24 protein-coding genes are annotated in these 26,469 nt (G+C 60.1%); 14 read left to right on the top strand and 10 right to left on the bottom strand.

The window, feature by feature from the left end; translation table 11 throughout:
* The first annotated feature begins 168 nt into the window (after positions 1-168).
* On the top strand, positions 169-1,446 hold the full coding sequence (gene gabT, locus WA225_RS07095) for a 4-aminobutyrate--2-oxoglutarate transaminase (protein ID WP_422607382.1): 1,278 nt from the start codon (positions 169-171) through the stop codon (positions 1,444-1,446).
* Between the two features lie 137 nt (positions 1,447-1,583).
* Complete coding sequence (locus tag WA225_RS07090; RefSeq protein ID WP_422607381.1) at positions 1,584-2,795, top strand: HDOD domain-containing protein; 1,212 nt, start codon at positions 1,584-1,586, stop codon at positions 2,793-2,795.
* A 74-nt stretch (positions 2,796-2,869) separates the two neighbouring features.
* On the opposite strand, the gene WA225_RS07085 is transcribed toward WA225_RS07090, so the two are convergent.
* Together WA225_RS07085 and desA are read right to left on the bottom strand one after the other, a co-directional pair.
* Positions 2,870-3,859 carry a GGDEF domain-containing protein gene (locus WA225_RS07085; RefSeq protein ID WP_422607380.1) on the bottom strand — a complete coding sequence of 330 codons (990 nt, stop codon included), beginning with the start codon at positions 3,857-3,859 and terminating at the stop codon, positions 2,870-2,872.
* Between the two features lie 143 nt (positions 3,860-4,002).
* The gene (desA, locus tag WA225_RS07080; RefSeq protein WP_064117457.1) at positions 4,003-5,187 is read right to left on the bottom strand and encodes a delta-9 fatty acid desaturase DesA; all 1,185 of its coding nucleotides are present in this window, start codon (positions 5,185-5,187) and stop codon (positions 4,003-4,005) included.
* 146 nt (positions 5,188-5,333) lie between these two features.
* Here desA and dibA point away from each other — a divergent pair, with 146 nt between their 5' ends.
* The 6 genes from dibA to WA225_RS07050 all read left to right on the top strand — a co-directional run bounded on the left by dibA (position 5,334) and on the right by WA225_RS07050 (position 11,692).
* The gene (gene dibA, locus WA225_RS07075; protein ID WP_422607379.1) at positions 5,334-7,253 is read left to right on the top strand and encodes a phosphodiesterase DibA; all 1,920 of its coding nucleotides are present in this window, start codon (positions 5,334-5,336) and stop codon (positions 7,251-7,253) included.
* Between the two features lie 237 nt (positions 7,254-7,490).
* Positions 7,491-7,673, top strand: coding sequence for a sulfur starvation response protein OscA (gene oscA, locus WA225_RS07070; RefSeq protein WP_007917682.1), 183 nt, complete (start codon positions 7,491-7,493; stop codon positions 7,671-7,673).
* 134 nt (positions 7,674-7,807) lie between these two features.
* Entirely contained in the window at positions 7,808-8,821 is a 1,014-nt protein-coding gene (locus tag WA225_RS07065; protein WP_122594085.1) for a sulfate ABC transporter substrate-binding protein, read from the top strand.
* A 173-nt stretch (positions 8,822-8,994) separates the two neighbouring features.
* Entirely contained in the window at positions 8,995-9,813 is an 819-nt protein-coding gene (gene cysT, locus WA225_RS07060; protein ID WP_008080019.1) for a sulfate ABC transporter permease subunit CysT, read from the top strand.
* A 13-nt stretch (positions 9,814-9,826) separates the two neighbouring features.
* On the top strand, positions 9,827-10,699 hold the full coding sequence (cysW, locus tag WA225_RS07055; RefSeq protein WP_034151824.1) for a sulfate ABC transporter permease subunit CysW: 873 nt from the start codon (positions 9,827-9,829) through the stop codon (positions 10,697-10,699).
* A gap of 3 nt (positions 10,700-10,702) precedes the next feature.
* On the top strand, positions 10,703-11,692 hold the full coding sequence (locus WA225_RS07050) for a sulfate/molybdate ABC transporter ATP-binding protein (RefSeq protein ID WP_102354732.1): 990 nt from the start codon (positions 10,703-10,705) through the stop codon (positions 11,690-11,692).
* A gap of 145 nt (positions 11,693-11,837) precedes the next feature.
* On the opposite strand, the gene WA225_RS07045 is transcribed toward WA225_RS07050, so the two are convergent.
* Complete coding sequence (locus tag WA225_RS07045; RefSeq protein WP_422607378.1) at positions 11,838-12,365, bottom strand: DUF962 domain-containing protein; 528 nt, start codon at positions 12,363-12,365, stop codon at positions 11,838-11,840.
* A gap of 84 nt (positions 12,366-12,449) precedes the next feature.
* On the opposite strand from WA225_RS07045, the gene WA225_RS07040 reads away from it, so the two are divergent.
* Complete coding sequence (locus WA225_RS07040) at positions 12,450-13,127, top strand: Crp/Fnr family transcriptional regulator (RefSeq protein ID WP_422607377.1); 678 nt, start codon at positions 12,450-12,452, stop codon at positions 13,125-13,127.
* 164 nt (positions 13,128-13,291) lie between these two features.
* On the opposite strand, the gene uraH is transcribed toward WA225_RS07040, so the two are convergent.
* Both uraH and WA225_RS07030 read right to left on the bottom strand, forming a co-directional pair.
* Positions 13,292-13,702 (bottom strand): hydroxyisourate hydrolase, encoded by a 411-nt coding sequence (gene uraH, locus WA225_RS07035; protein WP_422607376.1) that lies wholly within the window; start codon positions 13,700-13,702, stop codon positions 13,292-13,294.
* 12 nt (positions 13,703-13,714) lie between these two features.
* Positions 13,715-14,200: a GlcG/HbpS family heme-binding protein gene (locus tag WA225_RS07030; RefSeq protein WP_422607375.1), complete on the bottom strand. Its 486-nt coding sequence runs from the start codon at positions 14,198-14,200 to the stop codon at positions 13,715-13,717.
* 135 nt (positions 14,201-14,335) lie between these two features.
* Between WA225_RS07030 and WA225_RS07025 the strand changes: the two genes are divergently transcribed.
* Together WA225_RS07025 and WA225_RS07020 are read left to right on the top strand one after the other, a co-directional pair.
* Positions 14,336-15,016, top strand: a complete 681-nt coding sequence (locus WA225_RS07025) for a heavy metal response regulator transcription factor (protein ID WP_038367211.1) — start codon at positions 14,336-14,338, stop codon at positions 15,014-15,016.
* Positions 15,006-16,391 carry a heavy metal sensor histidine kinase gene (locus WA225_RS07020; RefSeq protein WP_422607374.1) on the top strand — a complete coding sequence of 462 codons (1,386 nt, stop codon included), beginning with the start codon at positions 15,006-15,008 and terminating at the stop codon, positions 16,389-16,391. Before WA225_RS07025 ends, WA225_RS07020 begins: the two co-directional genes overlap by 11 nt.
* Before the next feature lie 117 nt (positions 16,392-16,508).
* Here the strand turns inward: WA225_RS07020 and WA225_RS07015 are convergent, their stop codons facing one another.
* The gene (locus tag WA225_RS07015) at positions 16,509-17,513 is read right to left on the bottom strand and encodes an AraC family transcriptional regulator (RefSeq protein ID WP_422607373.1); all 1,005 of its coding nucleotides are present in this window, start codon (positions 17,511-17,513) and stop codon (positions 16,509-16,511) included.
* A 100-nt stretch (positions 17,514-17,613) separates the two neighbouring features.
* Here WA225_RS07015 and WA225_RS07010 point away from each other — a divergent pair, with 100 nt between their 5' ends.
* Positions 17,614-18,684 carry a fatty acid desaturase gene (locus WA225_RS07010; protein ID WP_422607372.1) on the top strand — a complete coding sequence of 357 codons (1,071 nt, stop codon included), beginning with the start codon at positions 17,614-17,616 and terminating at the stop codon, positions 18,682-18,684.
* 200 nt (positions 18,685-18,884) lie between these two features.
* On the opposite strand, the gene WA225_RS07005 is transcribed toward WA225_RS07010, so the two are convergent.
* The 3 genes from WA225_RS07005 to WA225_RS06995 are packed head-to-tail and all read right to left on the bottom strand — an operon-like array spanning position 18,885 to position 22,920.
* A complete protein-coding gene (locus WA225_RS07005; RefSeq protein ID WP_422607371.1) occupies positions 18,885-20,495 on the bottom strand; it encodes an arylsulfatase in 1,611 nt (536 codons plus the stop codon).
* Positions 20,496-20,509: 14 nt separating this feature from the next.
* The gene (locus tag WA225_RS07000; protein WP_150750241.1) at positions 20,510-21,325 is read right to left on the bottom strand and encodes an ABC transporter ATP-binding protein; all 816 of its coding nucleotides are present in this window, start codon (positions 21,323-21,325) and stop codon (positions 20,510-20,512) included.
* Positions 21,322-22,920 carry an ABC transporter permease gene (locus tag WA225_RS06995; RefSeq protein WP_422607370.1) on the bottom strand — a complete coding sequence of 533 codons (1,599 nt, stop codon included), beginning with the start codon at positions 22,918-22,920 and terminating at the stop codon, positions 21,322-21,324. Before WA225_RS06995 ends, WA225_RS07000 begins: the two co-directional genes overlap by 4 nt.
* Positions 22,921-23,228: 308 nt before the next feature.
* Between WA225_RS06995 and WA225_RS06990 the strand changes: the two genes are divergently transcribed.
* Positions 23,229-24,242: an ABC transporter substrate-binding protein gene (locus WA225_RS06990; RefSeq protein WP_422607369.1), complete on the top strand. Its 1,014-nt coding sequence runs from the start codon at positions 23,229-23,231 to the stop codon at positions 24,240-24,242.
* Between the two features lie 151 nt (positions 24,243-24,393).
* Here WA225_RS06990 and WA225_RS06985 read toward each other — a convergent pair whose 3' ends face one another.
* Positions 24,394-25,314, bottom strand: a complete 921-nt coding sequence (locus WA225_RS06985) for a LysR family transcriptional regulator (RefSeq protein ID WP_422607368.1) — start codon at positions 25,312-25,314, stop codon at positions 24,394-24,396.
* A 181-nt stretch (positions 25,315-25,495) separates the two neighbouring features.
* Between WA225_RS06985 and WA225_RS06980 the strand changes: the two genes are divergently transcribed.
* Entirely contained in the window at positions 25,496-26,404 is a 909-nt protein-coding gene (locus tag WA225_RS06980) for a TauD/TfdA dioxygenase family protein (protein WP_150692875.1), read from the top strand.
* Positions 26,405-26,469 lie beyond the last annotated feature (65 nt).

The following is a 26,469-nucleotide window of genomic DNA, read 5'->3' as shown; positions in this document are numbered from 1 at the left end:
TGCAAACGCAAAGGGCACGAGAGCGCTGTCCCTTTGCGTGGTTTCAAACCGGAATTTTCTCTGCGGCCAGGAACGCCGTGGCAGTCGATCATCGCATGCTGCCACCGTCGATTTCTCCCGCTTAATCCTTGAACCACGCCGCCCGATGAGCGGCGAATGAGGACTGTAATGAGCAAGACTAACGCTGAACTGATGGCCCGTCGTACCGCAGCTGTTCCACGTGGTGTTGGCCAGATTCACCCGATCTTCGCTGAATCGGCCAAGAACGCTACCGTGACTGACGTTGAAGGTCGTGAGTTCATCGACTTCGCCGGCGGCATCGCTGTACTGAACACCGGCCACGTGCACCCGAAAATCATCGCGGCCGTGACCGAACAGCTGAACAAGCTGACTCACACCTGCTTCCAGGTACTGGCTTACGAGCCGTACGTTGAGCTGTGCGAAAAGATCAACGCCAAGGTGCCAGGTGATTTCGCCAAGAAAACCCTGCTGGTCACCACCGGTTCCGAAGCCGTGGAAAACGCCGTGAAAATCGCCCGTGCCGCCACTGGCCGTGCTGGCGTGATCGCGTTCACCGGCGCTTACCACGGTCGCACCATGATGACCCTGGGCCTGACCGGTAAAGTCGTGCCGTACTCGGCCGGCATGGGCCTGATGCCAGGCGGCATCTTCCGAGCGCTGTACCCGAACGAGCTGCACGGCGTGAGCATCGACGATTCGATCGCTTCCATCGAACGCATCTTCAAGAACGACGCTGAGCCGAAAGACATCGCCGCGATCATCATCGAGCCTGTACAGGGTGAAGGTGGTTTCTACGTTGCGCCGAAAGAGTTCATGAAGCGTCTGCGCGCTCTGTGTGACCAGCACGGCATCCTGCTGATCGCTGACGAAGTACAAACAGGCGCTGGCCGTACCGGTACGTTCTTCGCCATGGAACAGATGGGCGTTGCTGCCGACCTGACCACGTTCGCCAAATCCATCGCGGGCGGCTTCCCGCTGGCCGGTGTGTGCGGCAAGGCCGAATACATGGACGCTATCGCGCCAGGCGGCCTGGGCGGTACTTACGCCGGTAGCCCGATCGCTTGCGCCGCTGCTCTGGCAGTGATGGAAGTGTTCGAAGAAGAGCAACTGCTGGACCGCTGCAAGGCCGTTGGCGAGCGTCTGGTCACTGGCCTGAAAGCTATCCAGGCCAAGTACCCGGTGATCGGTGAAGTCCGTGCGCTGGGCGCGATGATCGCGGTCGAGCTGTTCGAAAACGGCGACAGCCACAAGCCTAACGCTGCAGCAGTAGCGTCGGTTGTGGCCAAGGCGCGCGACAAGGGGTTGATCCTGCTGTCCTGCGGCACCTACGGCAACGTTCTGCGCGTCCTCGTACCGCTGACCTCGCCGGACGAGCAACTGGACAAAGGTCTGGTGATCATCGAAGAGTGCTTCTCCGAGCTCTGATCACCCAGTGTGACCTGATCGACAAAAAACCCGCTTCGGCGGGTTTTTTTACGCCCCTTGAAACACATGGGACGCTTTAGCACTGTATCGAATGGCCAGCATTGGCTAAGGTTCAGGCATTGCAAGGGAGAGCGCGCATGACTGCCGTTGATTTACCCGCCGTACCGCGAGTGCTGATCGCCGAGGCTGACCCGTGGTCTCGCGACCTGCTCAAACAAGTGTTGCTGAACGTGCGTTGCGATGCGCGGCTGGACTTGTGCGCCGACGGGCAGCAAGCCCTGTCATTGCTCAGTGAAGTGCCGTATGACCTGGCGATCGTTGATTGGGAGTTGCCCGGCATCGATGGTTTGAGCGTGTTGCGCAGCGTGCGCCAGCGCAAACGCAATCCGCCGTTGCCGTTCATCCTGATGAGCAGCCGTAACGACAGCGCCAGCGTGCGCGAAGCGATTCCGTTGGCACCGACGGCCTATCTGACCAAACCACTGAATATGGAAAGCCTGACCGAGCGCTTGCAGGGTTTGCTGTTGAATGCCGGTGAAGAGGTGTTCTGTGAAGTGCCGGCATTGGCGCCGGGCATGACCTTGTCGGTGTTTCTTGAACGCCGCCGGGAGCAGGCTGACGGCGCGCCGTTGATGACCGATGTGCAAGTGGCGGTGAAGCGCAGCCTCAATCCCAGCGGGCTGGATCTGAAACTGCTGGAAGATGAGATCAAAACCGATCCACAAATCACTGCAGTGCTGATCGCTGCGGCCAACAGCGCCGCGCAACACCACGGCGCGCCTGTACAAACCCTGGCGCAGGCCCTGCATTGTCTGGGCACAGGGCAGAGCATGAACCTGATTCTGGGGCTGGCCCTCAAGCGCAGCGCCAGGCTCAGTGATCCGTGTCTGGCCGATTACGCCGAGCGCTATTGGGGGCTGTCGCTGCACACCGCTGAATATGCGCGCACGCTGGCGCGTCTGCTCGATCTCGATCAGGAACGCTGCTATTGCGCGGGCATGCTCCATCGTCTCGGCGATCTGGCGTTGCTGCGGTGTTTGCAGGAATGGCAGCAGGCCGGCGGTGCGCTGGATGAACTGGAGGAGGTCGGCGAGGCGCTGGCTGAGTTTGGCGCGGCTTATGGTTCGGCGCTGCGTACCCGCTGGCGATTGCCGCTGGAACTGCGTGAGCTGATTGCGTCGGTCTACCAACTCGGTGGCGGGGTGTATTCCCGCGAGGCGCTGGTGATGAACATGGCGGCGCAGATGGCGCATCTGACTGAGCATGAAGGCATTGAGGAACTGGCGAAGAGTCGCACGGCGCGGCTGCTCAAGATTGGCTTGCCGGAGTTGATGCGGATGCGCAAATAACATTGATACACAGCAAAACCATGTGGGAGCAAGCTTGCTCCCACAGTGGGTCTGTGTTGAGGCGGGGGACGGGCTCAGGCAGAAATGATGCGGTTCTTGCCCTGTCGCTTGGCTTCATACATCGCCGCATCCGCCCGGGCGAACAGGCTGTCGAGGTTTTCGTCTACTTCGGTAAGGCTGGTCAGACCCTGGCTGACGGTGATGCCGAACGTCTGGCCGTCATGGCTGAAGCTCAAACGCTGAATCTCTTGCTGCAACCGCTCGGCCACTTGCATGGCCATGTCCGGCGCGCAACCGGGAAACACCGCAGCAAACTCTTCCCCGCCAATCCGTCCGAACAGGTCCCCTCGACGTAATGACCCGCGCCCGCACTCGGCAATCCGTTGCAGCACGTTATCGCCTTCCGGGTGGCCGTAGCTGTCGTTGATCATTTTGAAATCATCGATATCCAGCAGCAGAAAAGCCATTTGCGAACCTTGTGCGCGTGCTTCTTCGAATTCGCGGTTGGCGCATTCGAAGAAGTGGCGGCGATTGCTGCTTTGGGTCAACACGTCGGTGGTCGCCAAACGGTGCAGTTCGGTTTCCATCTGCTTCTTGTCGGTGATGTCCTCGGCGATGCCGACGATGATCACCGGTTGCCCCGGCTCGTCCTGACGGTTGATGAAACACTTGTCGCTGAGCCAGCGCACCTGGCCGTCGGCAGCGATGATCCGGTATTCGCGATCTTCCACCGCGCCCTTGTGCAGCACTTCGGCAAGGCTGCGTTCGGCGTATTCCAGGTCATCGGGGTAGATGCTGTCGCGCCACTGGTTGTAGTCAGCCAGCAACAGGCCGGCGGAACGACCGAAAATCCGTTCGTAGGCGGGGCTGACGTACAGCACCTGCCGGGTTTCCCAGTTGAACGCCCAAAGCACGGCGTTGACGCTGACCAGCAGCGAGCTGAACAGCTGTTCGCGTTCGCTCAGGCGGGCGACCTCGCCTTGGGCGTGCATCAGCGCCATGAGGGTTTGCGCGGCTTCGGGCCACTGCGGGAGGGATGAGTCTTTTTGGTTGTTATTGACCATCGGCACAGATCTCAAAGGACGTGCCGCAATTCGACAACGGCCACAGTACAGCCCGCCGGGATGGCGAAGTGTCTTTGAGATAGGCGATTTTTGGCGAAGTTCCGAAGGGTGCACCCGGGAGCCGGGTGCACCGATCAACGGTCTCAGACCGCCGCAGGACGCAGCGAGTAGGTCTTCAACTGGTCAGCGAATTCACGCAGGGACTGGATACCGCTGGCTTCTGCCTCGTGAATCCACTCTTTGATGGCGGCGAGCATGTCGTGGCCATTTGCGCTGGTCTTGACCCAGATCTGCTGCAAGGCCAGGCGTTTTTCGTAAATTACCTTCAACGCCTGGCTGTGTTCGAGCATGGTCTGGATGCGCAAGTGGTGACGATCTTCGAGCAGGCTGGTTTCTCGCGACAGCAGGCGTTTGGCGCGGTGGAACTGATGGCGCACCGAATGATCGACCTTGGCCAGCTCTTGCTTGACCAGCGGACCGATGACCAACTTGCGGTACTGGGCCATGATCTGGAAGCGGTTGTTGAGGATGGCCATGGCGGTGTCCATGTCCAGACTGCCCTTGCCTTCGACGCGGTGGGCAATTGGCGCTACACGCTGAACCTTGGCCAGACGCAGGAAGCTGAAGACTTTGATCCACGCCCAACCAAGGTCGAACTCCCACTTCTTCACCGACAGTTTGGCCGAGTTAGGGTAGGTGTGGTGGTTATTGTGCAGTTCTTCGCCGCCGATCAGGATGCCCCACGGCACCAGATTGGTCGCCGCGTCACGGCATTCGAAATTGCGATAGCCGACCGCATGGCCCAGACCATTGATGACGCCGGCGGCCCATACCGGAATCCACATCATCTGGATCGCCCAGATGGTGATGCCGATGGTGCCGAACAGCAGCAGGTCGATGACGCCCATGATCGCCACGCCCAACAGCGGGTAGCGGCTGTAGACGTTGCGTTCGATCCAGTCTTCCGGGCAGTTCTTGCCATAGATGCGCAGGGTTTCCGGGTTTTGCGCTTCGGCACGGTACAGCTCGGCGCCGGTGCGCAGTACGGTGGAAAGGCCTTTGATGACCGGGCTGTGCGGGTCGTCTTCGGTTTCGCACTTGGCGTGGTGTTTGCGGTGGATGGCGGTCCACTCGCGGGTGTTCTGCGCCGTGGTCAGCCACAGCCAGAAGCGGAAAAAGTGTTTCAGGCCGGCATTCAGCTCCAGCGAGCGATGGGCCGAGTAACGGTGCAGATAGACCGTGACGCCGACAATTGTCACGTGGGTCATCAGCAGGGTGACCGCGACCAGAGACCAGGCCGACAAGCCAAGAAAACCTTCGTACCACATAGGCTATAGGGCCCTCGATAAAGATAAAAACAGCCGTTGCATTATCACCAAGCACACAGATAAAACCAGTCGCCCTTTCAGATAAGAGTCGCTGGATGTTTCTTGACCTATAATTCCAACCTTTTTGTAGGGACATGGACAGCCGAATGCCTGCCACTTACCGCGATGCTTTGCGTGCAGCGCTGCTCTATCTCGTGCTTGCCGCTGTCTGGCTGCAGGGCACTGATCATTTATTAAACAATTTCTTCGATAACTCCGTCGATCTTGCCCGATGGCAACTGATCAACGGTTATGTGTTTGCGGCGCTCAGCGCCGGGCTGATCTTTCTGGCGCGGGCGCGTTTGTGCGAGTTCCTCGGGATCGGGGCTCGCTTGCGTGAGCGGCACGCCGATCGCGAGCGCTTGCGCCAGGCGGCGGCGGTGTTCGATTGCACCCGCGAGGGCGTGTTGGTGACCAACCGTGATGGATTGATCGTGCACGTCAACCGCGCGTTCATGGAGATCACTGGTTATCAGCGTGAAGAGGTCATTGGGCAGCAGCCGAGCCTGTTCAAATCGGGTCATCATCCGCCGGGGTTCTATCAAGCGATGTTCGCCACCCTGGAGTCTCTGGGCGAATGGAGCGGTGAAATCTGGAACCGCCGAAAAAGCGGCGAGATTTACCCACAGTGGCAAACCATCCGGGTCATTCACGATGATCAGGGCCGGCTCAGCCATTACGTCGCGGTGTTTTCCGATATCAGTGCGATCAAGGACTCCGAGCATGAGCTCAAACATCTTGCGCACCACGACCCGCTGACGGATCTGCCCAATCGCCTGCTGTTCAGCGACCGCGCCGAGCAGGCGCTGGCTTCGGCGCAGATCCACAAGCGCGGCTGTGCCTTGCTGATGCTCGATCTCGATCACTTCAAAATGATTAATGACAGCCTCGGCCATAACGTCGGCGATCGCTTGCTCAAGGCTGTGGCGGCGCGCCTGCAAGAACTGTTTGGCCCCGGCATTACCCTGGCGCGGCTGGGCGGCGACGAGTTCGCGGTGTTGGCAGAGAGTTGTCCACAGCCGGTGCAGGCAGCGGCGCTGGCGCAACGGATTCTCGATGCGCTGAAGGAGCCGTTCAGCATTGATGGCAATCAGTTGTTCATCAACGCCAGCCTCGGCATCAGCCTGTTCCCCAGCGACGCGCTAAGCGCCGATCAACTGTTGCGCAACGCCGATGCGGCGTTGTTCAAGGCCAAGAGCAGCGGCCGCAACGGTTACGCCTTGTACACCGAAGAACTCACCGCCCACGCTCAGCAACGCGTCGAAATCGCCTTCGAGCTACGCCGCGCGCTGGAGCAGCAGGAGCTGCGGGTTTACTACCAGCCGGTGCATGACTTGAAAACCAGTCGCCTGATCGGCGTCGAAGCGTTGGTGCGCTGGCAGCATCCGCAACGCGGTCTGGTCTCGCCTGCGGAGTTCATCCCGATTGCCGAACGCACCGGTTTAATCGCTGAAATCGACGCCTGGGTCATGCAGCATGCCTGTCGGCAGATGTGCCAATGGCAGCAGGCCGGAGTGATGCTGTCGTTTGTCGCGGTGAATGTCTCATCGCGCCTGTTTGCCCGCCGTGAGCTGTACCAGCAGGTGGCGCAGGTGCTGCACGACACCGGGCTGGATCCGGCGTATCTGGAGCTGGAAGTGACGGAAAGCGCGGTGATGGATGATCCGGAGGTGGCGCTGGAGCAAATGCACCGGTTGCGTGAGTTGGGCATTCGTCTGGCCATCGATGATTTCGGCACCGGCTATTCATCGTTGTTGCGGCTCAAGCGCTTGCCGGTGCAAAAGCTGAAGATCGATCAGGGCTTCGTTGCCGGGCTGCCGTGGGATGAGGATGACGCGGCGATTGTCCGAGTGATCATCGCGCTGGCGCGAAGCATGGGCATGCAGGTGCATGCCGAGGGCATCGAGCAGGTTGAGCAGGCGGCGTTTCTGCTTGAGCAGGAATGTGATCTGGGGCAGGGCTATTGGTTTGGGCGGCCGAGTCCGGCAAAGGAGATTGATTGGGCAAGGGCGCCGTTGATTAGCTAAGACAGGGGCAAACTTGTTCCTGCGCTCAGCAAAGGGGCGCTCTGCGTCGGCCCAAAATCGCGGCGCAGAGCGCCGCTGGCTGCATTCCTTTGCTGCGCGTGGGAACGATCAGTTTTTCAGTTATATAAACATTCTTAAATAGTCTTTTTAAGAATATCCGCGCCTCTCTTATATTGCTCCCACGCCGAACGCAGTGCCGCCCACTGCCAGGCACATCCCATTCAAAGGAGCAGCACCATGAGCGCATCCCTTCGCAGCGTTGACGGTCAGGACGAAAGCACCATCTTGCGTGAAATCCAGAGCGCCCTGCGCGATCTGCGTTTCGGCGCGGTGGAGATCACTGTGCATAACGCGCAAGTCGTGCAGATCGAACGCAAAGAGAAATTCCGTTTGCAGCAACCGGGTAAACAACCGGGCTAAAAGATCGCCGCCTGCGGCAGCTCCTACAGGGGGCTGTGCGTAGGAGCTGTCGAAGGCTGCGATCTTTGAACCGGCAACACGATTCCCGAAATACATAAGAAAAAGCCACCACCAGAATTCCAGGAGCTTTCACCATGTCGTCGATTCGCCGTTACGCTTTGGCCGCGCTGGCCAGTGCTGTGTTTGCCGGTTCCGCGGTTGCCAAGGATTACGAACTGCTCAACGTGTCGTATGACCCGACGCGCGAGCTGTATCAGGACTACAACGCCGAATTCATCAAGTTCTGGCAGAAAGATCACGCCGGCGACACCGTGAAAATCCAGCAATCCCATGGCGGTTCGGGCAAACAGGGCCGCGCGGTGATCGACGGTCTGCGTGCTGACGTCGTGACCCTGGCGCTGGCCGGCGACATCGACGAAATCGCCAAACTCGGCAAGACCCTGCCCGCCGACTGGCAGAAGCGTCTGCCGGAAGCGAGCACGCCGTACACCTCGACCATCGTCTTCCTGGTACGCAAGGGCAACCCGAAAGGCATCAAGGACTGGGGCGATCTGGTCAAGAACGACGTCTCGGTGATCACGCCGAACCCGAAAACCTCCGGCGGTGCGCGCTGGAACTTCCTCGCCGCGTGGGCCTACGGCCTGAAAGCCAACGGCGGTGACGAAGGCAAAGCCAAAGAATACGTACAGACCCTGTTCAAGCACGTGCCGATTCTCGACACCGGTGCACGCGGTTCGACCATCACCTTCGTCAACAACGGTCAGGGCGACGTGTTGCTGGCCTGGGAAAACGAAGCGTTCCTGGCGTTGAAAGAGGATGGCGGCGCCGACAAGTTCGACATCGTCGTGCCTTCGCTGTCGATCCTCGCCGAGCCGCCAGTGGCCGTGGTCGACAAGAACGCCGAGAAGAAAGGCAACGAGCAGATCGCCGAAGCCTATCTGAAGCACCTGTACAGCCCGGCCGGTCAGGAAATTGCCGCGAAAAACTTCTACCGCCCGCGTGACAAAGACGTGGCCGCGAAGTACGCCCAGCAGTTCCCGAAACTCGATCTGGTGACCATCGACAAGGACTTCGGCGGCTGGAAAACCGCGCAGCCGAAATTCTTCAACGACGGTGGCGTGTTCGACCAGATTTATCAGGCGCAGTAATCTGACTTCAGCCACACATCAAGCCTGAAGCCAGGCGCGGAAAATGTGGGAGCGAGCTTGCTCGCGAAAGCGCAGTGTCAGACGACGTAGAGTTGACTGATACTCCCTCTTCGCGAGCAAGCTCGCTCCCACATTGGTGCGTTCAGCGGAATGCTTTTTAACCAAGGACTTTTATGTCGCGTCGTATCTCCCCCGTCATACCCGGCTTCGGGCTGACGCTGGGCTACACCTTGGTGTACCTCAGCCTGATTGTGCTTATCCCGCTGGCGGCGATGTTCGTCCACGCCGCCCAACTCACCTGGGATCAGTTCTGGGCGATCATTTCCGCACCACGGGTGTTGGCTGCGTTGAAGCTGAGCTTCGGCACCGCGCTGTGTGCCGCGATCATCAACGGCATCATCGGCACGTTGCTGGCGTGGGTGCTGGTGCGCTACACCTTCCCGGGGCGCAAGGTGATCGACGCGATGATCGATCTGCCGTTCGCCCTGCCGACAGCGGTGGCCGGTATTGCGCTGACTGCGTTGTACGCGCCGGCTGGTCTGGTCGGCCAGTTCGCCGCTGACCTCGGCTTCAAAATCGCTTACACCCCGCTCGGTATCACCCTGGCGCTGACTTTCGTCACGCTGCCGTTCGTGGTGCGCACGGTGCAACCGGTACTGGCCGACATTCCCCGTGAAGTCGAAGAAGCCGCCGCGTGCCTCGGTGCGAAACCCTTGCAGGTGTTCCGCCACATCCTCGTACCTGCGCTGCTGCCAGCCTGGCTCACCGGTTTTGCCCTGGCGTTTGCGCGTGGCGTCGGCGAGTACGGGTCGGTGATTTTCATTGCCGGCAACATGCCGATGAAAACCGAGATCCTTCCGCTGCTGATCATGGTCAAACTCGACCAATACGATTACACCGGCGCTACCGCCATCGGCGTGCTGATGCTGGTGGTTTCCTTCGTTCTGTTGCTGCTGATCAACTTGCTGCAGCGGCGCATCGAAACCCCATAAGGAGGCGCGAACCATGTCCCAATCGTCTATTGCGGCCGCCTCTTCGGCCAACGCTGCACGCCGTGGCAGCGCCACTTCGCGCAGAGTCCTGATCGGCCTTGGCTGGCTGGTCTTTTTCCTGTTTCTGCTGCTGCCGTTGTTCATCGTGGTATCGCAGGGTTTGAAGAATGGTCTCGGTGCGTTCTTCACCGCGATCTTTGAACCGGATGCCCTGTCGGCACTGAAACTCACCGTGTTCGCCGTACTGATTTCAGTGCCGCTGAACCTGGTGTTCGGCGTCAGCGCAGCGTGGTGCGTGAGCAAATACTCGTTCCGTGGCAAAAGCATGCTGGTGACGCTGATCGACCTGCCGTTCTCGGTGTCGCCGGTGATCGCCGGTCTGGTCTACGTGCTGATGTTCGGCGCGCAAGGCCTGTTCGGGCCGTGGTTGCAGGATCACGACATCCAGATCGTCTTCGCCCTGCCGGGCATCGTGCTGGCGACGATTTTCGTCACCGTGCCGTTCGTGGCCCGCGAGCTGATTCCGCTGATGCAGGAACAAGGCACGCAGGAAGAAGAAGCCGCGCGCCTGCTCGGCGCCAATGGCTGGCAGATGTTCTGGCATGTCACTGTGCCGAACATCAAGTGGGGCCTGATCTATGGCGTGGTGCTGTGTACCGCGCGGGCCATGGGTGAATTCGGTGCGGTGTCGGTGGTCTCCGGGCACATTCGCGGGGTGACCAACACCTTGCCGTTGCACGTCGAGATCCTCTACAACGAATACAACCACGTGGCCGCGTTCGCCGTGGCGAGCCTGTTGCTGATCCTGGCGCTCTTCATCCTGCTGGCCAAGCAGTGGAGCGAAAACCGTATCAACCGCCTGCGCGCCAGCGCCGCGGAGGAATAATTCATGTCGATCGAAGTGCGTAACGTCAGCAAGAATTTCAATGCGTTCAAGGCGCTGGACAACATCAGCCTGGACATTCACAGCGGTGAGCTGGTCGCGTTGCTCGGCCCGTCGGGCTGCGGCAAGACCACGCTGCTGCGGATCATCGCCGGTCTGGAAACCCCGGATCAGGGCAACATCGTCTTCCACGGCGAAGACGTCTCCGGCCACGATGTGCGTGATCGCAACGTCGGTTTCGTGTTCCAGCACTACGCGTTGTTCCGCCACATGACCGTGTTCGACAACGTCGCGTTCGGCCTGCGCATGAAGCCGAAAAACCAGCGCCCGAGCGAAAGCCAGATCGCGGTCAAGGTGCATGAACTGCTGAACATGGTGCAGCTGGACTGGCTGTCGGATCGTTATCCGGAGCAGTTGTCCGGTGGCCAGCGTCAACGTATCGCTTTGGCCCGCGCATTGGCGGTCGAGCCGAAAGTGTTGTTGCTCGATGAGCCATTCGGCGCCCTCGATGCCAAGGTGCGTAAAGAACTGCGCCGCTGGCTCGCACGGTTGCACGAAGACATCAACCTGACCTCGGTGTTCGTGACCCACGACCAGGAAGAGGCGATGGAGGTCGCTGACCGTATCGTGGTGATGAACAAGGGCGTGATCGAACAGATCGGCTCACCGGGCGACGTCTACGAAAATCCGGCCAGCGATTTTGTGTATCACTTCCTCGGCGATTCGAACCGCTTGCTGCTGAGCGACGACAACCACGTGCTGTTCCGCCCGCATGAAGTGTCGTTGTCCAAGCATGAGCTGGAAGATCACCATGCGGCTGAGGTGCGTGATATCCGGCCGTTGGGTGCGACTACCCGAGTGACGCTGAAAGTTGAAGGGCAGACTGATCTGATCGAGGCTGAAGTGGTGAAAGACCACGACAGCCTGATCGGCTTGGCCAAGGGTGAAACTCTGTTCTTCAAACCGAAGGTCTGGCAGAAAGTCGCCAGCCTTTAACTGATCGTTCCCACGCTCTGCGTGGGAACGCATCCCGTGACGCTCCGCGTCACAGTGGACGCGGAGCGTCCATGGTGGCATTCCCACGCAGAGCGTGGGAACGATCGGTGTAGGCGCTGCCGCAGGCTGCGATCTTTTAAGCGGCCTAAGCCGCCGCTTTGCGATTCGGATTTACCCGCACCACGCCCGCCCGCGCCTCGATCTGCTCTTTCAACTCATGCCGCATCCCCAGCATGAACGCCAGTTCGGCCACAACAAACAACGGCCCGACAATCAGCCCCGATACATCATCGACAAACGCCGGTTTGCGCCCTTCATAGTGATGTCCGACAAACTGGATCACCCAGCCCACCACAAACATCGCTAACCCGCTGCTCAGCCAGACCATCGTGCTCTGCTGTGCCAATACATGCCCGGCCCAGACCGACAGGCCCATCAGCACGGTCATTAACACGCCAAGTTTCACCTCCAGTCGAAGGTAAAACCACGCCGAGGCCAGCGCCACGATCACGGCTGGAGATATCCACAACCCGCCCAGCGTCCATTCCGGGCGCGACAACAACACCGCCACTGCCACCACAATCAGCGGAATGCCGATAAAGTGGCTGGCGATGTTGCGCGGGTCACGGTGGTAGGCGGCGTATTGACTGAGATGGTCGACGAGGCTTTTCATTGTTGTTCCTCCGGTAGGGTTGATCGCATCATCCCTCGGGATCAGGGTTCGCTCTGTCAGGCAGGCGACAATCCAGGAGTGTTTATGCAAATACGTTCACGGCTGATGAGTGGCCAATGGTTCAGTCATCTGCCGGCGTCCTTTCAGGATAGTCTGCTGGCGGTGGCTCGGGAGCGGCGGCTGACGGCGGGGCAGCGTTTGTTCCAGCGCGGTGATGCGCCGTGCGGCTTGTATGCGGTGCTCGACGGCGCGGTGCGCATCGGTGCGGTCAGCGAGCAAGGCAAAGAGGCGTTGTTGAGTCTGGTTGAGGCGCCGCACTGGTTTGGCGAAATCTGCCTGTTCGATGGCCAGCCGCGTACGCATGACGCCTACGCTGTGGGGCCGTGCACGCTGCTCAATATCCCGCAGGCAACGTTACTGAAGCTGCTTGATGAAAATCCAGTGTATTGGCGTCATCTGGCGCTGCTGATGAGCCACAAACTGCGCCTGACCTTCATCAACCTCGAACAACTGAGCCTGCTCCCGGCGCCGGCGCGTCTGGCACATCGCTTGCTGATGATTGCCGAAGGCTACGGCGAACTCGACGCGCCACGCCGGGTGCTGCAACTGCCGCAGGAGCAACTGGCGTCGATGCTGTCGCTGTCGCGGCAGACCACCAACCAGATTCTCAAGGATTTGCAGGGGCAGGGGATTATCGGCCTCGGGTACGGCGAGATCGAAATCCTCGACGCTGCGCGATTGCGCGCCTTGGCCACGATCTAATAATGCACCCGGACACTGTGGGAGCTGGCTTGCCAGCGATAGCGGTGCATCAGATGACATCGATGTCGGCTGAACGGACGCCATCGCTGGCAAGCCAGGCTCCCCCAGGTTTTTCGGCTCTCCATGACATCTGAGGCAAATCACAAAACCTGTAGGAGAGGGGCTCAGGAACCGCGATAGGTCGAGAAACCGTACGGGCTGAGCAGCAGCGGGATGTGGTAGTGCTGATCGGTCTGCTTCACTTCAAAAATCACCGGAATCTCCGGGAAGAACGTGTCGTGCTTGACCTTCTTGTAGTACTCGCCGGTCTTGAACACCACGCGGTATTCGCCCGCTTCAAAAGGCTGCTTGGCCGGGAACAATTCGGCGATGCGTCCTTGCTCGTTGGTTGTGCCCTGCGCCAATGGCTGCCAGTTCTCGCCGACATGTTTTTCCAGAGTCACGTTAATGCCCGGTGAAGGCAGGCCGTTTTCCAGATTGAGCACGTGCACGCTCAAAGGGTTGCCAGCGGCCAGCGCCAGGCTTGAAAAAGCACTCAGGCCGAGCGCGGCGAAGGTCATGCGCAAAGTATTCATTGATGCATCTCCTTATTGGGAACGGGTAGTGGCCAGACCGGTTTTCTCGGCGGCCTTGATTGCACAGTTTTCGTCTTGCTCGCCGCCGCCGGAGCCGGCCACGCCCATCGCGCCAACCAGTTCATCAGCGGCGAACAGCGGAATCCCGCCGCCGAGCAGCAGCAACTCGTCGAGGGTGTTGAGGTTGGCGGTTTCCGGATTGCTGCGGGCACGTTCAGCGAACAATCGAGTGGCGGTTTTGGTCGACAGTGCGGTGTAGGCCTTGCGCTGGCTGGCGGCGGTGTTGTGCGGGCCGACGCCATCGCCGCGCAGAGTCACCAGCAAATTGCCGCCACGGTCGAGCACCGACACCGTGCCGGTGCAATTGACCATTGCCGTGTCGGCGAGCAGCCGTGCGGTTTTCAGGTCGAGATCAGCGTGACGCGGCAGCTCAGGGCTGGCGACAGCGCTGCCACTGAGGCCGATCATCAGGCTTGCAACGAAGTATTTGACGGTCATGGACAGGCTCCAAAAGCTGAGGTCGCCACCTTAATCGCCGGTCTTCGTCAGAACCTCGTCAGTCTGATTACAAGTTTGTAATGGGCAACACCGCCGAAGACGCCTAGCCTGTGTGCCTATCAATCGAGGTGTGCCATGCGTTTGCTGGTCGTAGAAGATGAAGCCAAAACCGCGAATTTCCTCGCCAAAGGCCTGGGCGAGTCGGGTTTTGCCGTGGACGTGGCGCTCAATGGTCTCGATGGCCGCTACTTTATCGAGCAACAGGAATACGACCTGATCATCCTCGACGTGATGCTCCCCGGGCTCAATGGCTGGCAATTGCTGCAGCTGATCCGCCAGCGCGGCGCCACGCCGGTGCTGTTCCTCACCGCCAAGGACGCCATCGAAGACCGTGTGCGCGGTCTCGAACTGGGTGCCGACGATTACTTGCTCAAACCCTTCGCCTTCGCCGAGCTGCTCGCGCGGGTGCGCACGTTGCTGCGGCGCGGGCCGATGCGCGAAGCCGAGTCGTACACCATCGCCGACCTGGAAATCGACGTACTGCGGCGCCGCGTCAGTCGCGGCGGCCAGCGCATTGCCCTGACCAACAAGGAATTCGCCCTGCTGCAATTGCTCGCCAGTCGTCAGGGCGAAGTGCTCTCGCGCACGCTGATTGCCTCGCAGGTGTGGAACCTGAATTTCGACAGCGACACCAACATGGTCGAGGTTGCAGTGCGCCGTTTGCGCTCGAAAGTCGATGATCCGTACATGCCGAAACTTATCCACACCGTGCGCGGCGTCGGCTATCAACTGGAAGCTCCGGACGATGCGCTCTAGGTCGATCGCCTGGCGCCTGGCGCTGGCGTTCGCATTGGTCTGCGCCTTGGTGTTGAGTGCTATCGGTGTGTTTCTCTACCGTTCACTGGCCTCGGAAATCGCCTACCGCGACGACCTCGCGTTGCTCGGTCGACTGGAGCAAGTGCGCGCGTTGCTCGCTGACAGCGACAGCCTCGATGCCTTGCAGGCGCGGCCGCGGCTGTATCAGAACATGCTCGGCAATCTCGACAGCCTGTTGCTGGTGCGGCGGGCCGATGGCTCCAGTGTGATCGCCATCAACCCGCGTCAGCGCGACCTCCCGGCACTGAACGCGATCCCCCGCGAGCAGACGCCGCAGCGCCGTGATGTGTTGACCTGGCAAGCGCCGGACGGTGCCGAACTCGCGCTGTTGTCCGGTGAAGCGCAGGGGCCTAATGGCGAGCCACTGACGGTCATCGCCGGTAAAGTGCTGAGCGAGCGCGAACAGATGCTCGGCAGCTATCGCATGCGCTTGTACCTGTCGGTTGGACTGGGCGCGTTGCTCGCTTTTGCCTTGGGTTTGCTGTTGCTGCGCCGGGGCTTGCAACCGTTGCGGCAGTTGAGCGAAGCGGTACGCGGCATCGATCTGCGCAGCCTCGACCAACGCCTGCCCGCCAACGGCACGCCTGCCGAACTGCTAGAACCGGTGCAGGCGCTCAACGGCATGCTCGCGCGGCTCGACGACAGCGTGCAGCGCCTGTCGCAGTTCTCCGCCGACCTCGCCCACGAGATCCGCACGCCGCTGCACACTTTGCTCGCCAGTAACGGCCAGGCACTGAATCATCCGCGCAGCACCGAGGAGTATCAGGAAGTGCTGGCGTCGAACATGGAAGAGTTCGAACGGCTCAAGCGCATGGCGGAAAACCTGATGTTCCTTGCCCGCGCCGAGCAGGCCGAGCGCGCGCTCAATCTGCAAACGCTGGATTTGCAGGGTGTCGGCAGTGAATTGTGTGATTACTTTGAAGCCTTGGCGGATGACCGCGACGTGCGGCTGGACAATCAACTGCATGGTGAACTGCTTGCCGATCAACAATTGCTGCAACGTGCGCTGGGCAATCTGCTGGCCAATGCCGTGCGCCATGCTGATTCCGGAACTGTGATCAGCCTGCATCGCCGTGAGGAGTCGGGGTGGTGTTGGTTGCAGGTGCATAACCATGGCCCGGCGATTGCGCCGGAGCATCTGGGCAAACTGTTCGACCGTTTCTACCGCGTCGATCCCTCACGGGCAGAGCCGGGGGATTCAGGAGGATTGGGTTTGGCGATCGTGCAGTCGATCATGCAATTGCATGGTGGGCAGGTGCGGGTTAGCAGTGATGCTGACAGCACCGTTTTTGAACTGGGTTTCTCGGTGATTTAAACAGCCCTTTCGCGAGCAAGCTCGCTCCCACATTGGGTCTGCGGGGTGCACGAAACCAGTGTGGGAGCGAGCTTGCTCGCGAAGAGGCCTGTCGATGCACAGCCAATGTTGGAACTATCAGCGCAACCCATCGCGAAACTGCCCCGGCGTCATCCCCGTCCAGCGCTTGAAAGCGCGGCTGAAGCTGCTGGTATCGGCAAACCCGAGCAAATAACTGACCTCACTCAACGAACACTGCGGATCGCGCAGGTGCAGCAACGCCAGATTCTCGCGGCTCTCGTTCAACAACGTATCAAAACGACAACCCTCATCCGCCAGATGCCGTTGCAAACTGCGCAAACTCAGGTGCAGCGCCTGGGCAATCCGCTCGGCACTCGGCTCGCCTTCCGGCAATTGCTCTTCAATCGCGTCGCGCACCTTGCGCTCCCAGGTCAGCGGCTGGAGCTGAGCCATGGTGCGTTTGAGCACCGCTTCATTGTGTTCGGCGAGTTCCGGGTTGGCGTCGTCGAGGTGGCTGTCGAAGTCGGCGAGGGCGAACTCCAGGCGATCCTCGGCACAGCCGAAATGCACCGGAGCGCGGAAGACTTTGTGCCATTGGTGCGCATCGAGCGGTTCCGGGCGGCGCAGGTACACGGCCAGCGGTGCGTAGTCGCGGCCGAGGCGATTGCGGCAGGTGCGCACGTAGATCGCGGTGAAGGCGTCGATGGCTTCGAAGGCTGGTGCGGGATTGCCTGACGGAATTTTCAGACGAAATTGATAGCGGTCGTCGCCACGACTCAGCTCCAGTTCCAGCGCATCGCTGACTACCGGGTGATAGCGCACGATACGTTCGAACACCTCACGCAGGCTGCCACTGGCGACCAGCGCATAACCGAGCGCATGGAACGTGGTTGGGCTGACGAATCTCGATACGCGCAGACCAATCGCCGGATCGCCACTGGCCTGCACGGCAATTTCCCACAGGCGCGTGGTGCCGGACAGTGGATAGCGCGCGTTGGGGTCGTCCATCAAGTCTGGGTCGAGCCCGGCCTGCTGGCACAGGGCGATGCTGTCCAGCCCCAGCGCATCGAGTTGCTTGCGCAAGGCACGGGTCCAGCTGGCGAGAGAGGTCGGTTCCTTCATGCTGATTGGCGCTTCCGGTCAACAGGTTGGCGTTCTCGGCTACCGCGATACAAGGCCTGACGAGGCACGATGCGAACATCCATAAACAGAGGATGGAAGCATGGACGGTACTTCTGCAAGTCCCCAGCGACACAATGCGGCCCAGCGATCAGCGCATATTCGCCAAGTGGTGCTGGCCAAAGGCGTCGAACTGCGTGAACGCTACCCGATTCTCAAGCATCAGGATGCGCTTGGGGCGGGGATTCTGGCCTTTGCCCTGATCGGGATGATCGGCTCGGCGACGCTGTACATCACCGGCCATATGGCGTGGTGGGCATGCCTGTTGCTCAACGCGTTTTTTGCTTCGCTGACCCATGAGCTGGAACACGACCTGATCCACAGCATGTATTTCCGCAAGCAACGCGTGCCGCACAATTTGATGATGGGGTTGGTGTGGCTGGCGCGGCCGAGCACGATCAATCCGTGGATTCGTCGCCATCTGCACCTCAATCACCACAAGGTCTCCGGTACTGAAACCGACATGGAAGAACGCGCGATCACCAACGGCGAGCCGTGGGGTTTTGCGCGCTTGCTGATGGTTGGCGACAACATGATGTCGGCCTTCATCCGCTTACTGCGGGCGCCGACCTGGGCGCACAAGTGGAGCATTCTGAAACGGGTTTTCAAAGTCTATGCACCACTGGCGCTGGTGCATTGGGGCGCGTGGTATGTGTTTCTCGGTTTTCATGCGGCCAATGGCATCGCCTATTTGCTGGGCGCGCCGATCGAATGGTCAGCGACGACGTTGTCGGTGATGCAGGTGATCGATATCGCCGCCGTAGTGATCATCGGCCCCAACGTATTGCGCACGTTTTGCCTGCACTTCATCAGTTCGAACATGCATTACTACGGGGACGTTGAACTGGGGAATGTGCTGCAGCAGTGCCAGGTATTGAACCCTTGGTGGTTGTGGCCGTTGCAGGCGTTCTGTTTCAACTTTGGCAGCAGTCACGGGATTCATCATTTTGTGGTGAAGGAGCCGTTTTACATTCGTCAGCTGACGGTGCCGGTAGCGCATAAGGTGATGCGTGAGATGGGTGTGCGGTTTAATGATTTCGGCACGTTTGGGCGGGCGAACCGGTTTGTTCGTCGGGATGAGGTTGTGGTGGCAGGGGAGGCGGTGGAGGCCTGACACGCTGCCCCTCACCCTGGCCCTCTCCCGGAGGGAGAGGGGACCGATTGTGGGATATTGAAGAGTTACGCCGACGTGAAAGTGCTTCGTTGAATCCATAATCGACTCGTTTTCACAGGTCGATATTTAACGGAAGACACCTCGGTCAGTCCCCTCTCCCTCCGGGAGAGGGTTAGGGTGAGGGGCTTTTGATCTTCGCCTCAATCCGGCTGAAACGGCGACTCACTGAGAATCACCCCAGTCTCCTCGACATACTGCTGCCAATGCCCGATCAACGCGCTGAGCTTCTCCGGCCGACTCACCGCCAGATCATGAATCTCCCCCGGATCACTGCTCAAATCATACAGCTGCCAAGTCGCCGGCCCGACCGGCCCGGGGATCCACACCGCTTTCCACGACCCTTGCCGAATCGCCCGGCGCCCGAACAATTCCCACCCCGTCACCGTGTGCTCGTCATGCACCTGCGCAGTCTCACCCGACAAGAACCCCAGCCACGATTTACCACGCAACGGCGCCACCGGTTTGCCGTGCCAGAGCTTGCCCGGATGACGCACACCGGCCAGATCAAGAATCGTCGGCGTGATGTCCATCACCGTGCCGAAGCCATGGCTGATCTGCCCTTTTATCGCCAGCTGCGGATAGTGCAGCAGCGCCGGCACGCGAATCCCGCCCTCGGTGGTAAACGCCTTGAACAAACGCGACGGCGCGGTCGCCACCTGCGCCCAGTTCGGCCCGTACCAGACATAGGAATTGGCCCGGCCAATGTTGTCGAGGCTGTTGTCGTAGTGCTGGCTGAGGTACGTCACCAGTTCCGGGCCGAATTTCGGGAACGCTTCCAGCAGCGCACCTTCGGCACCGTTGTCGGACATGAACAGGATGAACGTATTGTCGAGCTGCCCTTGCTGGCGCAGATAGTCGACGACCCGGCCAATGTTCCAGTCCATACGCTCGACCATCGCCGCGTAGACCTCCATGGCCCGCGCGGAAATCTGTTTTTGCTCGTCGCTCAAAGCGTCCCACTGTTGGGTCAACTGAATCAGTGGATGCGGCTCGACGTCTGGTTCGATCAGGCCGAGGGCTTTGAGTTTTTCCAGTCGCTCCAGGCGCAGCACTTCCGGGCCTGCGTCGTAGCGGCCACGGTATTTCTCGACGATGTCGGCGGGCGCCTGCAACGGCCAGTGCGGCGCGGAGAATGGCAGATAGGCGAAGAACGGCCGTGTCTGGTCACGCTCCTTGAGGTACTGCAGCAATTTGTCGCCGAAGGCATCGGAGGAATAGAAGTCCTTCGGCAATTCATCAAGGAAAGTATCGTCCTCGATGTACAGCGCCGGCGTGGATTTCAGCAGGCCGGGTGTTTGCTCATCGTAGGTTGGCTCGAACCCGTAATGGTTGGCCGCGCCCGGCAGTAGCGAAAACGAACGCTCGAAACCCCGTGCATGGGGTGCCAGTTCAGCCTTCAAACCGAGATGCCATTTGCCGCTCATCAATGTTTGATAGCCGGCCTCGCGCAGCAACTCCGGCAGGGCGACGACACGGTCGTTGAGGTAGCCCTCGTAACCCGGTTTGCCGATCAGATCCGGGGTCAGTGTTTCGGCCATGGTGCCGATGCCGGCGATGTGGTGGTCGGTGCCGGTCAGCAACATCGAACGGGTTGGAGAGCAGGTCGGTGCGGTATGAAAATCGGTCAGGCGCAGACCGTTGTTGGCCAAGGCATCAAGGTGCGGCGTGGCGATTTCGCCGCCGAACGCTCCGATGTCGGAGAAGCCTAGATCGTCGGCCAGAATCACCAGAAAATTGGGACGTTGCGGCATCGCAAAACTCCTGTTCAGCAGGCAATGAACGTCAGCGGCAGATCGCGGATCTGCACGGGCACGCTCGGTTGGTAATGGTCGTCACTGGTCAGCTCGTGCAGCAGTTCTTCACGCAACTGATGGAAGTCGAAGCTGCTGCGCTGGCGCGGGTGGGGCAGGGCGATGTCGACCACTTGCTTGATCCGCCCCGGACGCGGCTCCATCACCACCACGCGGTCGGCGAGAAAGATCGCTTCTTCCACGTCGTGGGTGACGAGGATCGTGGTGATTTTTGCGCGATCGCGGATCGCCAATAGCTCGTCCTGCATTTGCTGACGGGTCAGCGCATCGAGCGCGCCGAAGGGCTCGTCGAGCAGCAGAATTCGCGGGCTGGCGACGAGGCCGCGAGCAATCGCCACGCGCTGCGCCATGCCGCCGGAGAGTTGGTGCGGATAGGCGCGGGTGAAGTCGCGCAGGCCGACCAGCTCGATGAAATCGTTGATCCGCTGTTGCTTCTGCGCAGCGCTCAGCGGCTCGTTGACCAGGCCCAGGCCGATGTTGTCAGCGACGGTCAACCACGGAAACAAACGGTGCTCCTGAAAGACGATGCCGCGCTCGCCGCCGATGCCGCTGACGGCTTTGCCATCCACCGTGATCTGCCCGCGAAACTGCGTATCAAGGCCCACCAATAACCGCAGTAACGTCGATTTACCGCAGCCGCTGGAACCGACAATCGCGACAAACTCGCCCTCGGCAATGTCGAGGTTGAATTCGCGAATCGCCTCCAGTTCGAAACCGTCGACGTCGAAGGATTTGCCTACATGTTTGAAGCTGACAATCGGTGCGTTCATGCGTGTCTCCAGCGGGTCGCGCGAATTTCCAGGCGGTGGCCAATGAGGTTGAGCAGGGCGCCGGTGAGGCCGACGAAAAGCATGCCCGCCATGATCAGGTCCATGCGCAGCAGTTGTTGCGCGCCGATCATCTGGCTGCCGATGCCGCCGTTGGACGGCATGAAATACTCGGCGCCGATGGTGCCGAGCCAGGCGTAGATCAGGCTCAATCTGAGGCCTGCGAATATCCCCGGCGCAGCGCCCGGCAACACCAGTCGACGCAGGCGTTGGCCGAGGCTCAGGCGCAACACTTGGGCGGCTTCGTTGAGTTGTGGCGAGAGGTTGGCGACGCTGCGCTGGGTGGCGATAAACAGCGGAAAGAAAGCGGCGAGGGCGACGAACACCCACTTGGCCAGTTCACCGAGACCGAACCACGCGGTGAGCAGCGGCACCCAGGCGAAAATGGCGATCTGACGGAGGGCGGCGAGGGTCGGGCCGAGCAGGCGCTCGCTGATGTTCGACAGGCCCAGCAGCAGGCCCAGGGCAAAGCCGAGTCCACCGCCGAGCAGCAGGCCGCCGAGTGTGCGGCCCAGGCTGAGGGCCATGCCGCTGATCAGCGTGCCGTCGAGCACGCCATCGAATGCCGTGCTCAAAACGGCTAATGGGCTGACCAGAATATTGGCGTCGACCCACTGTTGGTCACTCGCCAACTGCCACAGCGCCAATAGGCCCAGCGGCAGCAGCCACGGTTGCAGACGCTGCCAGCCTTCATAACGCGGGCCACGACGGATTTCGGCGGTGGCCGGGTGTGGCCAGTGCACCAGTTTCCTGTCCAGCAGACCGATGCCGCGATCCATCGCCACACCGATCAAACCGATCACCACGATGCACACGAACACGATGTCGAGCATGAACAGTTGTCGCGCCCAGACCATCAGGTAACCGATGCCTTCGCTGGAGGCCAGCAGTTCGACAGCCAGCAACGAAGTCCACCCGGCGGCCAACGCCAGACGTACGCCAGCCATGAACGCGGGGAGGGCGGCGGGCAACACCAGGCGACGGATCAGCAGGCGCGGCGGCAAGCGTAAAACAGCGGCAGCTTCGCGCAGTTTTGGTTGTGCATCTCTTACGCCGACCAGTGTGTGCAGGGTTACCGGCACCACGATGGCTTTGATCAGCACCACCAGTTTCAGCACTTCGCCGATGCCGAAAAACACCATGAACAAGGGAATCCACGCCAGCGTCGGTATTTGCGAAAGTCCGGCGAAGGTCGGGAAGATCAAGCGTTCAAGACGACGACTGAATCCCAGTGCTGCGCCGAGCAATGCACCCGCAGAAACCCCCGCGAGCAGTCCCCAGAACAAACGCTGCAGACTGATCCACAAGTGGCCCCACAACTCGCCCTGCGACAACTCGACAGCGCTGTTCCACACCAGTGACGGCGCGGGCAGGATCTGTTCGCTCATCCATTCGTTGCGTGCGGCCAGCCACCACAGGGCAAACAGGCCAAGCGGCAGCAGCCATGGCAACAGGCGCTGGTTCAGGCTTGGCCAGGTACGGCGGCTTTTCAGCGGCGGCGCGGGCAGTGGAAGACTGAGCAAGGATTGGCGGGCCATGGATGACCTCCGTTGTCGGGTTGGCTCAAGATCTTTAGCGGTATTAGCTAAAAACAAAAAGTTATAACAATATCGATATAGATTCTTTTAGGAGATAAGCGAGGCCATTTAAGGCTTCCAGACCACACGCATCCAATGCATTCGAAGAATATTTTCGATGCTGTTAATGCATACCCCGCTGCAAGCCCCGCCATTGCTTGCTTAGCGTTAAAAGCTATAAAAATGTGCATTTATAGTATTTAAGTGCAGATATGCATTCGACCTACTTTCGGCTCCTCAACGCCCGTCGTGATCAAGGAGCTGCACCCATGAACCTCCCCTTCAAACGTGTTTTCAGTCTGTTTGCCGTTCCTGCACTGGCGGGCCTGCTGGCGTTCACCGCTCACGCTGACGAACTCAAGGAAATCAGAATCGCCGTGCCCGACCTGAGCGCCGGCACCCAGCACAGCGGCGGCGGTGTGGTCGACGTGTTGCGCGATCAGCAGATCTTCGAGAAAGCCTTCGCCGAGCAGGGCATCAAGATTCAGTGGAGTTTCTTCAAGGGCGCCGGGCCGGTAATCAACGAGGCGTTCGCCAATGGTCAGGTCGATCTGGCGTATCTGGGTGATCTGGCGGCAATCATCGGCAAGTCCAATGGCCTCGATACGCGGTTGCTCAGCGCCAGTGCCCGTGGGGTGAAGCAGTATCTGGGCGTGGTGCCGGGGTCGGGGATCAAGACGCTGCAGGATCTCAAAGGCAAGCGTGTGGCGATTTTCCGGGGCACCGCGACGCAGTTGTCGTTTGATGCGGCGCTGGCCAGTCAGGGCTTGAGTGAGAAGGATCTGAAGGTCATCAATCTGGACTTCAACGCAGCGGTCGCGGCGTTGGCAGCCAAGCAGATCGATGCGTCCTGGGGCAGTTCCGGGTTGACCGCATTGCAGGCCAAAGGGCTGGCCGAACTGCCGCTCAATACCAAGGATCTCGGCGGTGCGGGTAGTGTGCAGTCGGTGCTGGTCGGCACGGGCAAGTTTGTCGATGCGCACCCGGAAGTCGTGGCCAAGCTGCTCAAGGCCCAACAGCAGGCTGTTGAGTGGTTGACGCAGGACAGCAACAAGGCTGCTTACGTGCAATTGGTCTCAGGATTGGCGAGTTATCCGCCGGTGATTCTGACGCAGGATCTGCAGGATCAGAAGTTGAGCGACGTGTTCCCGTCGACGCTGGATCCGGTGTTCCTGGGTAGCTTGCAGGACAAGGTCGATCTGGCAGCGCAGCAGAGACTGATTCGCAAGCCGTTCAAGGTTAATGAATGGGTGGCGCCTGGGTTGGCCGCTGCGAAGCTTTAAAAGCAAAGATCGCAGCCTGCGGCAGCTCCTACAGGGGAACCGATCATTCCCACGCTCTGCGTGGGAATGCATCAATGGACGCTCTGCGTCCGCTTTGGGACGCGGAGCGTCCCGGGCTACATTCCCACGCAGAGCGTGGGAACGATCCTCTTCAAACAGCGACGCGATGTTCCTCTCGATCCACCGCCACCAACGTCTCGATCATCGCCCTTGCTGCCGGCGACAGGCGAAACCCGGTACGACTGACAATCCCGCAACGCGCATTCATGCTCTCCAGGTTCTGCGGCAGATTGCGCCAGTGCAGCAACACCAGCGAACCCTTGGCAATGTCCTCGACAAACGCCTCTTCCGTACCGACGCCGATCGCATTCGATTGCAATACCACTTTCACCAGCGCCGGAAAATGCTCGGTCTCGATGGTCGGGGAAAAATCGATGCGCCCGCTGAGGTTCGCCAGCAATTTACGAATGCCCGGCGGGATCAGCGTGGTTGCCAACGGGTAATCGAACATGTCGTTGGTCGACAGGCTTTCCTTGGCCAATAACGGATGCCCCGGCCGGCAGAAAAACACCCCGCGTTTGGGCGTCAGCGCCTGGGTCTGAAAGTTCGGATCGGATTCGAAATGGCGAATGTCGGCGATAAAGAATTCGATCTCTTCACGGCTCAGTGCGCGACTGAGTTTTTCCCAGTTATCCACCTGAAAACAGGTGCGCACTTTCGGGTGCGCATTGATGAATTGCGCCACCGCATCCGGCACCAGTTTCACCGCCGGCGCCGGGCCGCAACCGAAGTGCACCTCGCCGGCATCAAGCTTGGTCATCTGCGTCACTTCGGCGCTGAGCAACGCCGCGCCTTGTACCAGGCTCAGGGCATGTTGCAGCACCACCTGACCTTCAGGCGTGGGGCGCAAATCCTTGTTGCCGCGATCCACCAGCACGCAGCCGAACTCCTGCTCGAGCCCTTGAATGCTGCGGCTGAACGCTGGTTGAGTGATGCCCATCGCGTCCGCCGCGCGGACAAAACTGCGGTGTTCGTTGAGGGCAATGAAGTAGCGCAACTGGCGAAGATCCATATGCTTTTCCGGCATCCTAAAAATAGCTCGAAGGCATTTGCGACGAGGGTTGCTAGAGGTTTTAAATGCAAGCTCTTATTCCGTCAACGAAGCATGTGAATATCTATTAGATGTAAATGGAATATAGATAGAGCGTTGTTTCGCTGCCGTCCAACCGTAAGCAGTCGATGAGGGCCTACCCATGAGCAATGCCGCACTCGCAGTAAAACCCGCTGTCCACGCGCTGGAAATTCATCCGGTGGCCGGTCGTATCGGCGCCGAGATTCGTGGCGTGCATTTGTCCGGTGAGCTGGACACCGCCACGATCGAAGCGATTCAACAGGCGCTGGTTCAGTACAAAGTCGTGTTCTTCCGTGAGCAGACCCAGCTGGATGATCAGCGGCAGGAAGCCTTCGCCCATCTGCTCGGCGAACCCGTGGCGCACCCGACCGTGCCGTCCCGTGAAGGCACGCGTTATCTGCTCGAACTGGACGGCGCTGAAGGTCAGCGCGCCAACTCCTGGCACACCGACGTGACCTTCGTTGATGCCTACCCGAAAGCCTCGATCCTGCGCTCAGTGGTGGCCCCGGCCTTCGGTGGCGACACGCTGTGGGCCAACACCGCGACGGCGTACAACGGCTTGCCGACTGAACTGCGTGAACTGGCCGACAAACTGGTCGCCGTGCACAGCAACGAATACGACTACGCCAGCGCCAAGCCGGACGTCTCGGCGGAGAAGCTTGAACGCTATCGCAAAGTCTTCACTTCCACCGTTTACGAGACTGAGCACCCAGTGGTCCGTGTGCACCCGATCAGCGGCGAGAAGAGCTTGCTGCTGGGGCATTTCGTCAAACGCATCAAGGGTTATTCGCAGGCGGATTCGGCGCATTTGTTCGGGCTGTTGCAGAGCCACGTGATCCGACAGGAAAACACCGTGCGCTGGCGCTGGAAGGCCGGTGATGTGGCGATCTGGGATAACCGTTCGACGCAGCATTATGCGATTGATGATTACGGTACGCAGGATCGGGTGGTGCGTCGGGTGACGCTCAAGGGTGAAGTGCCGGTGGGCGCGAATGGGCAGCGTAGCCAGACCATCAAAGGTCGTGACTGAAGATCAACAGCCCCTCACCCCAGCCCTCTCCCAGAGGGAGAGGGAGCCGACCGAGTTGTCTTTCG

Origin of the sequence: Pseudomonas sp., from assembly GCF_049300855.1 — a bacterium.
Taxonomy (GTDB): domain Bacteria; phylum Pseudomonadota; class Gammaproteobacteria; order Pseudomonadales; family Pseudomonadaceae; genus Aquipseudomonas.
This window is presented reverse-complemented; position numbering and strand designations above follow the sequence as displayed.

Coding starts and splice junctions, on each gene's coding strand:
- oscA (WP_007917682.1), top strand. CDS start 7,491: ATGAGCGCATCCCTTCGCAGCGTTGACGGTCAGGACGAAAGCACCATC.
- WA225_RS07010 (WP_422607372.1), top strand. CDS start 17,614: ATGGACGGTACTTCTGCAAGTCCCCAGCGACACAATGCGGCCCAGCGA.
- WA225_RS06980 (WP_150692875.1), top strand. CDS start 25,496: ATGAGCAATGCCGCACTCGCAGTAAAACCCGCTGTCCACGCGCTGGAA.
- WA225_RS07040 (WP_422607377.1), top strand. CDS start 12,450: ATGCAAATACGTTCACGGCTGATGAGTGGCCAATGGTTCAGTCATCTG.
- desA (WP_064117457.1), bottom strand. CDS start 5,187: ATGTGGTACGAAGGTTTTCTTGGCTTGTCGGCCTGGTCTCTGGTCGCG.
- WA225_RS07005 (WP_422607371.1), bottom strand. CDS start 20,495: ATGCCGCAACGTCCCAATTTTCTGGTGATTCTGGCCGACGATCTAGGC.
- uraH (WP_422607376.1), bottom strand. CDS start 13,702: ATGAATACTTTGCGCATGACCTTCGCCGCGCTCGGCCTGAGTGCTTTT.
- WA225_RS07065 (WP_122594085.1), top strand. CDS start 7,808: ATGTCGTCGATTCGCCGTTACGCTTTGGCCGCGCTGGCCAGTGCTGTG.
- WA225_RS07025 (WP_038367211.1), top strand. CDS start 14,336: ATGCGTTTGCTGGTCGTAGAAGATGAAGCCAAAACCGCGAATTTCCTC.
- WA225_RS07090 (WP_422607381.1), top strand. CDS start 1,584: ATGACTGCCGTTGATTTACCCGCCGTACCGCGAGTGCTGATCGCCGAG.
- dibA (WP_422607379.1), top strand. CDS start 5,334: ATGCCTGCCACTTACCGCGATGCTTTGCGTGCAGCGCTGCTCTATCTC.
- WA225_RS07085 (WP_422607380.1), bottom strand. CDS start 3,859: ATGGTCAATAACAACCAAAAAGACTCATCCCTCCCGCAGTGGCCCGAA.
- WA225_RS07030 (WP_422607375.1), bottom strand. CDS start 14,200: ATGACCGTCAAATACTTCGTTGCAAGCCTGATGATCGGCCTCAGTGGC.
- gabT (WP_422607382.1), top strand. CDS start 169: ATGAGCAAGACTAACGCTGAACTGATGGCCCGTCGTACCGCAGCTGTT.
- cysT (WP_008080019.1), top strand. CDS start 8,995: ATGTCGCGTCGTATCTCCCCCGTCATACCCGGCTTCGGGCTGACGCTG.
- cysW (WP_034151824.1), top strand. CDS start 9,827: ATGTCCCAATCGTCTATTGCGGCCGCCTCTTCGGCCAACGCTGCACGC.
- WA225_RS07020 (WP_422607374.1), top strand. CDS start 15,006: ATGCGCTCTAGGTCGATCGCCTGGCGCCTGGCGCTGGCGTTCGCATTG.
- WA225_RS07050 (WP_102354732.1), top strand. CDS start 10,703: ATGTCGATCGAAGTGCGTAACGTCAGCAAGAATTTCAATGCGTTCAAG.
- WA225_RS07015 (WP_422607373.1), bottom strand. CDS start 17,513: ATGAAGGAACCGACCTCTCTCGCCAGCTGGACCCGTGCCTTGCGCAAG.
- WA225_RS06995 (WP_422607370.1), bottom strand. CDS start 22,920: ATGGCCCGCCAATCCTTGCTCAGTCTTCCACTGCCCGCGCCGCCGCTG.
- WA225_RS07045 (WP_422607378.1), bottom strand. CDS start 12,365: ATGAAAAGCCTCGTCGACCATCTCAGTCAATACGCCGCCTACCACCGT.
- WA225_RS06985 (WP_422607368.1), bottom strand. CDS start 25,314: ATGGATCTTCGCCAGTTGCGCTACTTCATTGCCCTCAACGAACACCGC.
- WA225_RS06990 (WP_422607369.1), top strand. CDS start 23,229: ATGAACCTCCCCTTCAAACGTGTTTTCAGTCTGTTTGCCGTTCCTGCA.
- WA225_RS07000 (WP_150750241.1), bottom strand. CDS start 21,325: ATGAACGCACCGATTGTCAGCTTCAAACATGTAGGCAAATCCTTCGAC.